Genomic DNA, 11,927 nt, shown 5'->3' on the forward strand with positions numbered 1-11,927 from the left:
CTTACCCCCGAAACCGTGCGCGCGCCTGCGGCGGACGGCCTTGACCTCCGAAGAGACCAGTACCGTGACCTTGCATCGTTACCGTTCCCACACCTGCGGCGCCCTTCGCGAGAGCGACATCGGGGCCCAGGTCCGCCTCTCCGGCTGGTGCCACCGCATCCGCGACCATGGCGGCGTGCTGTTCATCGATCTGCGTGACCATTACGGCATGACCCAGGTGGTCATCGATCCGGATTCTCCGGCCTTCGCCGATGCCGCTGCGGTGCGCTCGGAATGGGTCGTCCGCATCGACGGCAAGGTCAAGGCGCGCTTCACGGGCACCGAGAACGCCAATCTCGCGACCGGTGCCGTCGAGGTCTTCGCGACGGGCATCGAGGTTCTCGGAGCTTCCGGCGAATTGCCGTTGCCGGTCTTCGGCGATCTTGAATATCCCGAGGATACCCGGCTGAAGTACCGCTTCCTCGATCTGCGCCGCGAAAAGCTCCACAACAACATCATGTTGCGGACGAAGGTGATCGACTCACTGCGCAACCGGATGAAGACCTCCGGCTTCTCCGAGTTCCAGACGCCGATCCTGACGGCGTCCTCGCCCGAGGGCGCGCGTGACTTCCTGGTGCCGAGCCGATTGCATCCCGGCAAATTCTACGCGCTGCCGCAGGCGCCGCAGCAGTACAAGCAGCTCCTGATGATGGCGGGCTTCGACCGTTACTTCCAGATCGCGCCCTGCTTCCGCGACGAGGACCCGCGCGCCGACCGTCTGCCGGGCGAGTTCTACCAGCTCGACGTCGAGATGAGCTTCGTCGAGCAGGACGACGTCTTCGCCACGATGGAGCCGGTGATCGCCGGTGTTTTCGAGGAGTTCGGCGGCGGCAAGTCGGTGACCAAGAACTGGCCGCGCATCCCTTATGCGGAAGCGATCAGAAAATATGGCTCCGACAAGCCGGATCTGCGCAACCCGCTGGTGATGCAGGACGTCTCCGCACATTTCCGCGGCTCGGCGTTCAAGGTCTTCGCGCGCATCCTCGAGGATGAGAAGAACCAGGTCTGGGCGATTCCCGCTCCCGCGGGCGGCTCCAGGGCCTTCTGCGACCGGATGAACTCCTGGGCGCAAGGGGAAGGGCAGCCGGGCCTCGGCTACATCATGTGGCGCGAAGGCGCGGGCGCAGGTCCGATCGCCAACAATATCGGCCCCGAGCGGGTCGAGGCGATCCGCGTCGCGCTCGGCTTGAAGGATGGCGACGCAGCCTTCTTCGCCGCCGGCAACCCCGACAAGTTCTACAAATTCGCCGGCAATGCCCGCAACAAGGTCGGCCAGGAACTCGGCCTGATCGACGAGAACGCGTTTGCCTTCGCCTGGATCGTCGATTTCCCGATGTACGAGTACAACGAGGACGACAAGAAGGTCGATTTCTCGCACAACCCGTTCTCGATGCCGCAGGGCGGCCTCGAATCGCTCGAGAACGACGATCCGCTGGCGATCAAGGCCTTCCAGTACGACATCGCCTGCAACGGCTACGAGCTGGCCTCGGGCGGCATCCGCAACCATCGCCCCGAGGCGATGGTGAAAGCCTTCGAGATCGCAGGCTATGGCGAGGAGACGGTGATCGAGCGTTTTGGCGGCATGTATCGCGCCTTCCAATATGGCGCACCGCCCCATGGCGGCATGGCGGCGGGCATCGACCGCATCATCATGCTCTTGGCCGGCGCGACGAATCTGCGCGAGGTCGCGCTGTTCCCGATGAACCAGCAGGCCGTCGATCTGCTGATGGGCGCGCCGTCCGAAGCCTCGCCCAAGCAGCTGCGCGAGGCTCATCTGCGCGTGAACCTCACCGAAAAGAACGGCTGACCCTCGATGCCTGCCTCTGTCGTCGCGCGCCCGCTGGCGCTCGCCTGTCTGCTTGCGCTGCCGCTGGGGGCTTGCGTCCAGGGTTCGGCCAATCCGGGCGCGGGGAGGGGCGCGGAATTGGCCAGCCTCGTCTCGCGTTCGATCGCCTGTCGGGCGGGAAATCCGCGCGCCAGCACGCTGGAGCGTTTCATCGCCTCCGAGCGTGAGCGCGGCGCGACGCCCGATCAGATCGCCAGCGCACGCTCTGCCTATGTCACCGTCTCCGAGGCGGAGACGATCAACCAGGACATCCGCCCGCAAGCCTGCACGCCCGAGGAACGCGCCGCGCTCAAGGAGCGGATGACGCAGGTCCGGGCCGGGCGCTTCGACGCGCTCTGAGCGACGGCTGCCCGATGTTTTTCGCCAAGTCGTGCCGCGCCAAGTCATGCCGCGCCAAGTCATGCCGCGCCAAGTCATGCCTTGCCGGGCTGTCCCTGCTTGCTCTCACCGCCTGCACCAGCACCATCACGGCCTTGCCCGGAACGCCCGAATTCGCGGCTGCCCAGGTGTCGCGCGGCTATGATTGCGGACTCAAGGTGGACCGCCAGGGCGTGCTGGCGCGGGTCGCGCGCGAAGACCGTCAGCGCTTTCTCTCGACCTCGGCAAGCCTGGCAGTGAAATCCTACAAGGCTCCACGCCGCTGCGACGCGGCGGAGCGTTTTGCTGTGCAGCGCGAGCTGGCGCTCCTGAGCCGGCGCTGATTTTCGCTTGCCTGCGGCCACGCCTTGCCGCCAAACAGCCATCATGTCGCAGGCTTTAGCAGACGCCGTCACAGCCATCGTGGTCGCCTATGACAGCGCCCAGGTTCTGCCTGCGTGCTTGGCGGCTTTGGCGGGGGAGGGCGTGCCGGCGATCGTGGTCGACAATGCAAGCCAGGACGAGACGCGCGCGATCGCGCAGGCGCAAGGTGCCCGGACGCTCGTTAACACCTTGAACGAAGGCTATGGCCGCGCCAATAATCGCGGCGTGAACGCGGCCGAGACGCCTTACGTGCTGATCGTCAATCCCGATCTCGAACTGCAGCGTGGTGCGGTGGCTGCGTTGCTGGCGGCCGCGGAGCGCTATCCCGACGCCGGCATGCTCGCGCCGCGCATCATCGAACCCTCCGGCCGCATCTTCCTGCAGCCGCGCTCTTTACTGTCGCCGCCCTACCTCAATCATCCCGGCGAGGCCATTATTCCAGAAGGGGATGCCTGCCTGCCTTTCCTCTCGGGCGCTTGCCTCCTGATTCGCCGTGACGCCTTCCTGGCGCTGGGCGGCTTCGATCCGGCGATCTTCCTGTTCTATGAGGATGACGACCTCTGCCGCCGCATGCGCGACGCTGGCCACAGCCTCGTCCATGTCGATGCGGCGGAAGCTCGGCACGGGCGGGGCCGCTCCAGCGCACCTTCGCCGCAGCGCCGCCTTACGGCCCGCTGGCACCTCGCCTGGTCGGAACGCTATGTCTCCAGCAAATTCGGCCTGCCGGCTCCGGGAGTGTTCAAGATCATAGAAAATGCTTTTAAAACAATCGGTTATGGATTGATCTTGAATCGAGATAAGATGTTCGCTCATGCCGGCTCCGTCGCCGGAGCGCTGGCCTGGCTGCGGGGTGCGAGCGCGCTCTCGCGGCAAGGGCTGGAGGCGAGGTCGTGAGGTCTTCGCGCTTGTGTTGCGTTAGCGACGGGATGATCTGCGGCTCGAATAATTTTGGAATTCTGCGCCTCGTCCTGGCGCTCGCCGTGGTCGTCTCGCACGCTTTCAGCGTGGCGACGGGCCGTCTCGATGCGGAGCCGCTCATGCACGCCACCGGCTTCACGCTCGGAGAGCATGCGGTCAACGGCTTCTTCGCCATTTCCGGCTTCCTGGTGACGATGAGCTATGAACGGCGCGGCTGGCGCGACTACGGGCTGGCTCGCCTGCTCAGGATCGTGCCCGGCCTGGTTGCGGCCACCCTGTTCGTTTCACTCGTCATCGGAACCGTGATGACCAGCCTCGATTGGGCGTCCTATTTCGCGGATGGACAACTCTGGCGTTTCATCCAGGGCACGCTGACCACCTTCAAGAGCGCGGCAGCGCTGCCAGGCGTCTTCGACCAGAATCCGCTGTCCTTTCCGATGGGGACGGTCTGGACCCTGAAATATGAATGCCTCTGCTATCTCGGTGTCCTTGGCGCGGGCTTGGCGGGATTGTTGTGTCGGCGCAACTGGGTGCTTTGCCTCTGGGTCCTGCTGCTGGCCGCCGTCATCCTGCGCGAGATCATCGCTCCCAACGGCGCCAAGGGCGTGGAGACCGGGCTGCGGTTGCCGCTGATCTTCGTGACCGGGGGCGTGATCTATCTCTGGCGCGAGCGTGTGCCGCTGTCCGTATGGGGGCTTTGCGGACTTGCCGTCCTTGTCACATTGCTGGCGAGAACCCCGCTCTACAAGGCCGCACTCTTCTCGGGCACGGCCTGGGGCGCGATCGTGCTGGCTCTGGCGCCGGCCCTGACAGCTTGGCGCAGCACCCCTGAGGCCGATTTGTCCTATGGCGTCTATCTTTATGGCTGGCCCGTACAGCAGGTGTTCTATGCGCTGTTTCCCGCAGCCGGCGCGCTGACCCTGCTCGCGCCTTCCTTGTTGCTGACCCTGCTCCTGGCTGCGGCGAGCTGGTACGCCGTCGAGCGCCCGGCGCTCGGGCTCAAGCGCCGCCTGCTCTGCGGTTGATCTCGGCCACGAGGTCTTCGACCTGCCCTGACATCAGGAGCGGCAGCAGGTCGGCGACCTGGTCTCGGGGCAGCTCCCACCAGCGCGTCGCCAATAGTGCCGAGATCTGCGCATCCTCGAAGCGCCTCCTGACCACCCGTGCCGGATTGCCGGCGACGATGGCATAGGCGGGCACGTCGCGCGTCACCACGGCGCGCGCCGCTACCACCGCGCCATGGCCGATCGTGACGCCCGACATCACCATGCATTGCGAACCGAGCCAGACATCATGCCCGATGACGACGTCACCGCGCGAGGTGTCGCTGCCGCTGATCCCGGCAGCCTCCGGCCAGAGCCGGGGCAGGGCCGGAAAGGGATAGGTCGTCACCCAATCGAGCCGGTGATTGCCGCCGAGCAGGATTTCGACGCCGTCGGCGATCGAGCCGTAGCGGCCGATGCGCAGGCGAACCCCGCTCTCAGGAAAGCGCACCTTCGGCCGGCCATAAGTATAGGCTCCGACCGCGATCTGGCCGGGCCGCTGCGCGATCAGCCGCGCCAGATGCAGCCGCGTCTGGTTGTCGGGGTTGATGTGGCGTCGCAGGGCGCCACGCAGCGCCGGGACCAGGCCCGCCCACCAGGTCGCGAGCGGGCCTGGTCGCCAGTCCTCGTCTTGCGGCGGCAGAATACCGCCCGGAGCAGCTTCCGATCCAGCTGGATCGTTCAATTGCTCCAGGCCCTTGTTTGAACGTGTTTTCTTCACGCGAACGGGTGTCCGCTTCGCGCGAAAACGCTCCAACTCACTCGGCATTGGCTTTGAGATCGATCTTGTCGAAGATCTCGGTCGGATCCGTGAGCGTGATCACATCGGCGAGACCGAGCCCGCTGCCGGACTTCGCGCTGGCCTGGACGGTGAGCATGCCGGGCTTGGCGACGAAGCGCGAGACCGCCGCCGTCAGCGTCTTGGCGGCATCGGACGGGCCCAGAATGGCGGCAAGCCCGAGGCTCGCCATCATGGCGTACTCCCGGCGCAGATCCTCGGGCTTGCGCTTGGCCTTGCGCGCCTCGTTGTCGAGCAGCTTCTCGAACAGGCCCTGATTCTGCAGCTTCGCCTCGACCAGGCGCGCGGTCGCGCCCAGCGCCGCGACCTGAGCCAAGGCGAGATCGCTCGAGAACAGATCCTTGGTGACGTTGCCGAGCGTGCCCTTGGCGTCGAGCTTGCCCATGCCGGCTCCGCCGAACGAGATCGCGCGGATGGCGAGCTCGTTGCGCGCCGCCTCCCAGGCGAGGTCGATCTTGGCCGAGAGGTCAAGCATGCGGTAGCCCATCGCGATCAGGTCGCGCGCAGCCGGATTGCCGCTGGCTTCCGTGACCGGGGCCATCAGGTTGTCGATCGTCAGGCCCAGGCTGGTGGGAACGCCGTTGAGCTGTTCGCCGGCCTTCAGTTCGAAGGTCTTCAAACCGACCTTCAATGGCGCCACGGCGGGCTGCCCGGGCTTGCCCGGTTGCGGCACATCGACCGAAAGCCCGTCCAGGCGCAGCGTCCCGATGGTGGGGATGAATTTGCGGAAATCGATCGTGTCGATCTCGGCATCGGGCTTGGCAAGCAGCGCCTTCAATTCGCTGAGGACGGAGCCTATCGCGAAGCCGGAATGGCTCAGCGAATCGATCTGGCCCTTGGCGCCGCCGGCGGCGAATTGCAGGCCCTCGACGGCGAAACCCGATTTCGCCGGCGCGTCTTCGCCGAAGGCGATCCGCGCGATCTTCATGTCGACGGTCTCGGATTTGGCGCTGGGCGTCGCCGGCGTGACGAAGGTCATCGCCATGTCGCGCATCTCGCCGCTGCCATAGGAGAAATTGTCGTAGAGCGCGAGCAGGGACAGGGCCATGCGCCGATCCTCCTCGCTCTTCAGCGAAGGCGGCTTGGCTCCGGGTTCCTTGGCGGCTTTTGCCTGAGCCTCCGACATGGCCATGAGCCGCGTGATCACCTCGCCGAGCGGCTCGTCGCCGACCCTGGCGGCAAAACCGCGCCCCGTCGTCTTGCCGAGCGACATCTTGCCGGCAGCGCCCATGTCGAGCGTGTAACCGTCCTGCTCGAAGCGGCCGAATACCGGCAGCATCGCTTCAGTGACGCCAGGTTGTGCCTTCTCGGTCAGCACACGCGCCATGTGCTTCAGGTCGAGCGCCTCGAAGCTGGTGCGGAGCAATTGGCCGCTGATGGACGTCGGGCCGGCGCTTGCGCCGCCGGCGATGGCCTTGGCCGCGTCGCCGAGCGCGCCGCCAGCGGACGGCGGCGTCGCGGGGCGTCCGCTGGCGGGAAGCGTCGCCGTAACCGTGCCGCTCGCTGCGGTGCCACGAGCGATCTTGCCGTCCTTCACATCGGAAAAGCGGATGTCGCGATAGCGCGTGACCTGCTTTTGCTCGCCGAGCGCCTGCTCGATGGTCAGCTCCGGCGCGCTGATCTCGGTGGCGTTGAGCTTGCTCATCCGGGAGACGGCGCTTTCGCCGGTGCTGCCGTTGAACAGGGAGACGAAGGCCTCGCGCTCCAGCGCGGAGCCCTTCACGTCGATCTTGGGCGCGGTGATCACCACGGCGCCGAAATCGAACTTCAGCCCGTCGATCTGGAAATCGGCGGCCCACGCCGGCTGCTGCGCGAGCGCGATGAGGATGGTGGCAAGAGCCGCGCTGCGGCAGCTCGTCAGCCGTTGGAGGGGCAAAGCGATCATGAAACTCTCCCGTTTGGGTGCGCGACCCTGCCGCAACGCCGCGACGAAGGGAAGCGGGGCGACAGGCTGTCCGCGACGAAATACTTGACCAATTCCGAGCTATCGCCGGTATCTGTCGGAAATTCGCCATCTCCTGGGTCGAGAGAGGGCGTCGTTTGCCGCAGCCGGGGAGCACTAAGCCATGCGGGCCGCCTTGTCTTTCATTACTGCCTGCCTTGCCTGGATCGCCCTGGCGGCTGGGCCATCTCCCGCTCTGGCGCAGGCCGCGGCTCCGGCAGCCGGGCTCGAGCAGCTCGTCATCGTCAGCGGCGGCACGCGCCATGTCTTCCAGGTCGAGGTCATGCGCACGCCCGACCAGCGTGCCAAGGGGTTGATGTACCGCAACTATATGCCCGAGGATCGCGGCATGCTGTTCGATTTCGCTCGCACCGAACCGGTCGCGATGTGGATGCAGAACACCTATATTCCGCTCGACATGCTCTTCATCCGCGCCAACGGCACGATCTCGCGCATCGCGGAGCGCACAGAGCCGCTGTCGACCCGCACGATTCCCTCGGGCGAGCCGGTGCTCTCGGTGCTGGAGATCAATGGCGGCGTCGCCGAGAAGCTCGGCATCAAGCCCGGCGACAAGGTCGAGCATGTCTTGTTCAAGCGTTGAGCGGTTTGGCGGCTGATTCGGTCGTCGCCTGATTCTTGTCATCGCTTGAATCTTGGCTTTCACTTGCGGCGCAAGCCCGCACCGTGATAGCCAACCGCGACGCGAGGAATGGCTCAGTCGGGGTATAGCGCAGCCCGGTAGCGCATCTGCTTTGGGAGCAGAGGGTCCCAGGTTCGAATCCTGGTGCCCCGACCAGCCTTCTCGCTTCGAAACGGTTCGCCACCGGCGGGCCTGGGCAATTCTGGTGACGGCCGAGCGAGACCATGACCGCACGCATTTACCGCCCCGCCCGCACTGCGATGCAGTCCGGCACCGCCAAGGCCGATCGCTGGCTGCTGGAATATGAGCCGGAGCGTCCGCGCGAGATCGAGCCGCTGATGGGCTGGACCTCGTCTGGCGACATGAAGAGCCAGCTCAAGCTCTGGTTCGACACTGAGGCGGAAGCCGTCGCCTACGCCACGCGCAACGGAATCGCCTACCGGGTCGAGCAGCCCCATGAGGCCAAGCGCCGCTCGATGGCCTATGCCGATAATTTCAAGTTCAGCCGCGTCGGACAGTGGACGCACTGATCAATATGCGCCGCGTCCTGCGTGGCGCGCGAGCTTCCCAGACAGGCGAGGGCGCTTGCGCCCGAGCCCACCGGGCCCGTAGCTCAGATGGATAGAGCAGCAGCCTTCTAAGCTGCTGGTCGCTGGTTCGAATCCAGCCGGGCTCGCCATATTTCACCGGGGTTTTCGCCACTTCGGCAGCCTTGGAAATTTGGAAGGAGGTTGCCACCTTCCAAATCGGTTTCACGAATCGCTCCTAGCGCAGCCCCTGGCCCGATCGGCCTGACAGGTCTTGTCGCGTTCGACGGCCGTGTCGACCCTCTGCCCCAGCGCATGACGAAAACGCTTGTTGCTCCGACACGAGGCGAATAGCTTAGTGTGACGTTGCGTTATGTGCTCGGCGGCACGGTTATCCTTGGACGGCTCTGGGGGGAGTTGATGCTGGAAAACTATCTGCGTCGTGGCGTTCGGCTGAAATGGATGCCGCCGCGCTCACAAACCAGCGACAATAACGGCGCCGTGATACCGACGCCGCCCTTGTCGCCGAACCCGATAAACTATGATGGGATGGACGACCAAATTCTGGCGAACTTCCACGCCAATACGCTGGGCCTGAGGGTGGGTCAGCCGATCCCCTATCGCTGGCTTTCATACGTCGCCGGCCGCACCACCACCATGCCGCTTGCCGGTGGCGATGTCCTCACCGGACCGATGAGCGGCTGCCTGATTGCGACCTGGACGGATGGCGGCGCGAAGATCGCGCATGTCGGCACCATCGACAACAACCCCGCGGCCAGCACGAAAGTGAAACGGACCTTTGCCGCAGAAGCGGGCGCAGCGGGGGACCTGACCGCTTTCAACCCCGCGGCCGTCTGGACCCCGGGCGAGATCGCTGCCGCCATGGGCACGCGCGCCATGGGCTTCCAGATTTACGCGCTCGTGACCGGTCTCGGCGGCTATTTCTCCGTGCTCATCTTCGAATTGCCGATCGGCCAGGGCAACAACCTCGCCGGGCGTGGCTTCCAGCGTGTCGTCGGAGGGATCAAGCCGGTGCCGGTGATGGCAGGCGTGCGGCTGCGTGCCTTTCTGATGTCCTGAGCAGCGCCGCGCGAGCGCTTCCAACTTGTCCTGGGAAAGGCAGGTGGCTATAGGACACCTGCGTTGGAATAGGTCTTGTCAGATCAGCTAAAGCGCTAAGCCTTCCAGGCTGCTGGTCGTTGGTTCGAATCCAGCCGGTCTCACTATTTCATCCGCCTTGCGCGAAAGCGCTGCGCCTTTGGCGCGTCAAGGCTTCAGCTTTCGGGAATTGCCATGAGCGACGTCAGGGACAGCAACGGCACGGCGCTGAAGGACGGCGATTCCGTGACCTTGATCAAGGATCTCAAGGTCAAGGGAACCTCTGTCACGCTGAAGCGCGGCACGCTGGTCAAGAACATCCGCCTGACGGACGATCCGGGCGAGATCGAGTGCAATGCCGAGAAGGTGAAGGGCCTCGTGCTGAAGACCGAGTTCCTGAAGCGCGCCTGAGCCGGGCCGTGCGTCCGCGGCCGGCGCTTGCAGCTCTGCGACAGGCGGCGTAAACCGCGCCGGTCATGGCTTTAGGGGCATGGCTCCGCCTTGATCGCGCCCGAAAGGCTCGTCATCCGGGCACGGCTCCGCTACGGGCTTTTGCTCGTGATGAGGGCTGCCACACCGGCACGTCACGAGCGCGACCTCGGTCGCAAGGATCACTATGGTTTCGCTGAGCCCTGCGATCGAGCGCATCACGAGCTTTGCTTCGGCGAGCCATCTGCGCGCTTGCGCCCTGCTGGTCCTGCTGGCGCTCGCCGCCTTCCTGCCGGGCTTCAGCACGCTCCAGCCGCTCGACCGCGACGAGCCACGCTTTGCGCAGGCGAGCAAGCAGATGCTGGAGAGCGGCGATTTCGTCGATATCCGCTTCCAGGCCGAGGCGCGCCATAAGAAGCCCGTCGGCATCTACTGGCTGCAGAGCGCGGCGGTCTCGGCCGGCGCGGCTCTGGGCGTGCCCCAGGCGCGGACCCAGATCTGGCTTTACCGCTTGCCCTCGCTCGTCGGCGCCGTGGCGGCGGTGCTCCTGACCTATTGGGCGCTGCTCGCTTTCGTCAGCCCGCCATTGGCACTGCTCGGCGGGGCATTGATGGCGGCCTGCGTTCTGCTCGGCGTCGAGGCTCGCATCGCCAAGACCGATGCGGTGCTGGCCGCCTGCGCGGTCGCGACCATGGGGGCGCTCGCGCGGACCTGGCTCGACTGGACGCGCTCGCTCGCCTTCGTGCCGAGCCGCTGGAACTGGCTCGTCTTCTGGGGTGCCACCGCGATCGCCTTGCTGATCAAGGGGCCGATCGTACCGATGGTCTGGGGCCTCGCCATGATCGTGCTCTGTGTGAGCGAACGCGGCGTCCGCTGGTTGAAGCCGCTGCGCTTCGGGCCGGGCCTGCTGCTCTGCCTCATCGTCGTGCTGCCCTGGTTCATCGCCATTATGATGAAGACGGGCGGCTCCTTCTTCACTGAGAGCGTCGGCCAGGACATGCTCGGCAAGGTCTCCGAGGGCCAGGAGAAGCATTGGGGGCCGCCTGGGCTCTATCTGCTGATCTTCTTCGGCACCTATTGGCCGGCGGCGGCATTCGCGGCGATGGCGATCCCCTTCGCCTGGGTGCGCCGGCGCGAACCGCAGATCCTTTTTCTGCTGGCCTGGATCATCCCGTCCTGGATCGTCTTCGAGGCGGTGCCGACCAAGCTGCCGCATTATGTCCTGCCGCTCTATCCGGCCATCACCGCCCTGCTGCTGCTGGCACTCGTCAATGGTGGCATCGACCGCTTCCGGCGCGGCGCCGTGGCGACCGCTGCGCTGGTGCTCCTGGTTCCACTCGCGCTGGTCGGGGTGATCCTCTACGGCAACTGGACGCTCGACCAGACCTTGCCTTATCTGGCGTTGCCGCTGCTTGCTTTAATGCTGCTCGTCGCCTGGCGCGTGGTCGCGGCCTTCCGGCGTGGTGATCTCGAAGGCGCACTCTGGCGCTGCGTGCTGGCGAGCCTGCTGCTCGGCGCCGGCGTCTACGGGTTCGCGGTCGAAAGCCTGCGTTCGTTGAAATTGTCGCCGCGCCTGGCCGAGACCGTCGCCACGGCCGGCTGCACCGATCCCAAGGTCATCACGGCGGGTTATCGCGAGCCGAGCCTGGTCTTTCTGACCGGGACCGATCTCGCCATGGCGGCGGATGGTGCGGCGGCGGCGTCCTTCCTGGGTCAGCCCGGCTGCCGCATCGCCTTTGTCGAGAAGCGCCTCGCGGCCGAGTTCCAGACGGCGATCTCCCAGGCCGGACTGACGCCGCGGCTGCTGACCACGCTGAACGGTTTCAACCTCAATGGCGGCCGCCGGCTCGAGATCGCGGTGTTCGCGCGCCCGTGAGCCAGATGAATGTTCCTTGCCCCGCAGCC

At 65.7% G+C, this 11,927-nt stretch carries 12 protein-coding genes and 2 tRNA genes; 12 read left to right on the top strand and 2 right to left on the bottom strand.

The window, feature by feature from the left end:
• The first annotated feature begins 70 nt into the window (after positions 1-70).
• From aspS to BMZ97_RS02450, 5 genes are read left to right on the top strand one after another with little or no spacing between them, the layout of a single operon-like run.
• Entirely contained in the window at positions 71-1,846 is a 1,776-nt protein-coding gene (aspS, locus tag BMZ97_RS02430) for an aspartate--tRNA ligase (protein WP_092166534.1), read from the top strand.
• Positions 1,847-1,852: 6 nt separating this feature from the next.
• Positions 1,853-2,224, top strand: coding sequence for a hypothetical protein (locus BMZ97_RS02435; protein ID WP_092165086.1), 372 nt, complete (start codon positions 1,853-1,855; stop codon positions 2,222-2,224).
• A gap of 14 nt (positions 2,225-2,238) precedes the next feature.
• Complete coding sequence (locus tag BMZ97_RS02440; RefSeq protein ID WP_092165088.1) at positions 2,239-2,586, top strand: hypothetical protein; 348 nt, start codon at positions 2,239-2,241, stop codon at positions 2,584-2,586.
• Positions 2,587-2,629: 43 nt separating this feature from the next.
• Positions 2,630-3,520, top strand: coding sequence for a glycosyltransferase family 2 protein (locus tag BMZ97_RS02445; RefSeq protein ID WP_092165090.1), 891 nt, complete (start codon positions 2,630-2,632; stop codon positions 3,518-3,520).
• Positions 3,517-4,569: an acyltransferase family protein gene (locus tag BMZ97_RS02450; RefSeq protein WP_244546200.1), complete on the top strand. Its 1,053-nt coding sequence runs from the start codon at positions 3,517-3,519 to the stop codon at positions 4,567-4,569. Before BMZ97_RS02445 ends, BMZ97_RS02450 begins: the two co-directional genes overlap by 4 nt.
• On the opposite strand, the gene BMZ97_RS02455 is transcribed toward BMZ97_RS02450, so the two are convergent.
• Together BMZ97_RS02455 and BMZ97_RS02460 are read right to left on the bottom strand one after the other, a co-directional pair.
• Complete coding sequence (locus BMZ97_RS02455) at positions 4,544-5,161, bottom strand: CatB-related O-acetyltransferase (RefSeq protein WP_244546258.1); 618 nt, start codon at positions 5,159-5,161, stop codon at positions 4,544-4,546. The genes BMZ97_RS02450 and BMZ97_RS02455 overlap by 26 nt on opposite strands.
• 184 nt (positions 5,162-5,345) lie before the next feature.
• Positions 5,346-7,271: a hypothetical protein gene (locus BMZ97_RS02460; RefSeq protein WP_092165096.1), complete on the bottom strand. Its 1,926-nt coding sequence runs from the start codon at positions 7,269-7,271 to the stop codon at positions 5,346-5,348.
• A 229-nt stretch (positions 7,272-7,500) separates the two neighbouring features.
• Here BMZ97_RS02460 and BMZ97_RS02465 point away from each other — a divergent pair, with 229 nt between their 5' ends.
• From BMZ97_RS02465 to BMZ97_RS02495, 7 genes are all read left to right on the top strand, one after another.
• The gene (locus BMZ97_RS02465; protein WP_244546259.1) at positions 7,501-7,929 is read left to right on the top strand and encodes a DUF192 domain-containing protein; all 429 of its coding nucleotides are present in this window, start codon (positions 7,501-7,503) and stop codon (positions 7,927-7,929) included.
• A 118-nt stretch (positions 7,930-8,047) separates the two neighbouring features.
• Positions 8,048-8,124, top strand: a tRNA-Pro gene (locus BMZ97_RS02470).
• Between the two features lie 68 nt (positions 8,125-8,192).
• Positions 8,193-8,498 (top strand): ETC complex I subunit, encoded by a 306-nt coding sequence (locus BMZ97_RS02475; RefSeq protein WP_092165107.1) that lies wholly within the window; start codon positions 8,193-8,195, stop codon positions 8,496-8,498.
• A gap of 72 nt (positions 8,499-8,570) precedes the next feature.
• Positions 8,571-8,647 (top strand) — tRNA-Arg (locus BMZ97_RS02480).
• 223 nt (positions 8,648-8,870) lie between these two features.
• Positions 8,871-9,575 (top strand): hypothetical protein, encoded by a 705-nt coding sequence (locus tag BMZ97_RS02485; RefSeq protein ID WP_139221135.1) that lies wholly within the window; start codon positions 8,871-8,873, stop codon positions 9,573-9,575.
• A gap of 213 nt (positions 9,576-9,788) precedes the next feature.
• Positions 9,789-10,004: an alkylphosphonate utilization protein gene (locus BMZ97_RS02490; RefSeq protein ID WP_092165111.1), complete on the top strand. Its 216-nt coding sequence runs from the start codon at positions 9,789-9,791 to the stop codon at positions 10,002-10,004.
• A gap of 205 nt (positions 10,005-10,209) precedes the next feature.
• The gene (locus tag BMZ97_RS02495; protein ID WP_092165113.1) at positions 10,210-11,898 is read left to right on the top strand and encodes an ArnT family glycosyltransferase; all 1,689 of its coding nucleotides are present in this window, start codon (positions 10,210-10,212) and stop codon (positions 11,896-11,898) included.
• The last annotated feature ends 29 nt before the right edge of the window (positions 11,899-11,927 follow it).

Origin of the sequence: Allobosea sp. OK403 (assembly GCF_900113835.1) — a bacterium.
Taxonomy (GTDB): Bacteria; Pseudomonadota; Alphaproteobacteria; order Rhizobiales; family Beijerinckiaceae; genus Allobosea.

What these genes read in the sequence shown, in the direction of transcription:
- BMZ97_RS02435 (WP_092165086.1), top strand. Translation starts at nt 1,853, where the DNA reads ATGCCTGCCTCTGTCGTCGCGCGCCCGCTGGCGCTCGCCTGTCTGCTT.
- BMZ97_RS02440 (WP_092165088.1), top strand. Translation starts at nt 2,239, where the DNA reads ATGTTTTTCGCCAAGTCGTGCCGCGCCAAGTCATGCCGCGCCAAGTCA.
- BMZ97_RS02445 (WP_092165090.1), top strand. Translation starts at nt 2,630, where the DNA reads ATGTCGCAGGCTTTAGCAGACGCCGTCACAGCCATCGTGGTCGCCTAT.
- BMZ97_RS02460 (WP_092165096.1), bottom strand. Translation starts at nt 7,271, where the DNA reads ATGATCGCTTTGCCCCTCCAACGGCTGACGAGCTGCCGCAGCGCGGCT.
- BMZ97_RS02475 (WP_092165107.1), top strand. Translation starts at nt 8,193, where the DNA reads ATGACCGCACGCATTTACCGCCCCGCCCGCACTGCGATGCAGTCCGGC.
- BMZ97_RS02490 (WP_092165111.1), top strand. Translation starts at nt 9,789, where the DNA reads ATGAGCGACGTCAGGGACAGCAACGGCACGGCGCTGAAGGACGGCGAT.
- BMZ97_RS02495 (WP_092165113.1), top strand. Translation starts at nt 10,210, where the DNA reads ATGGTTTCGCTGAGCCCTGCGATCGAGCGCATCACGAGCTTTGCTTCG.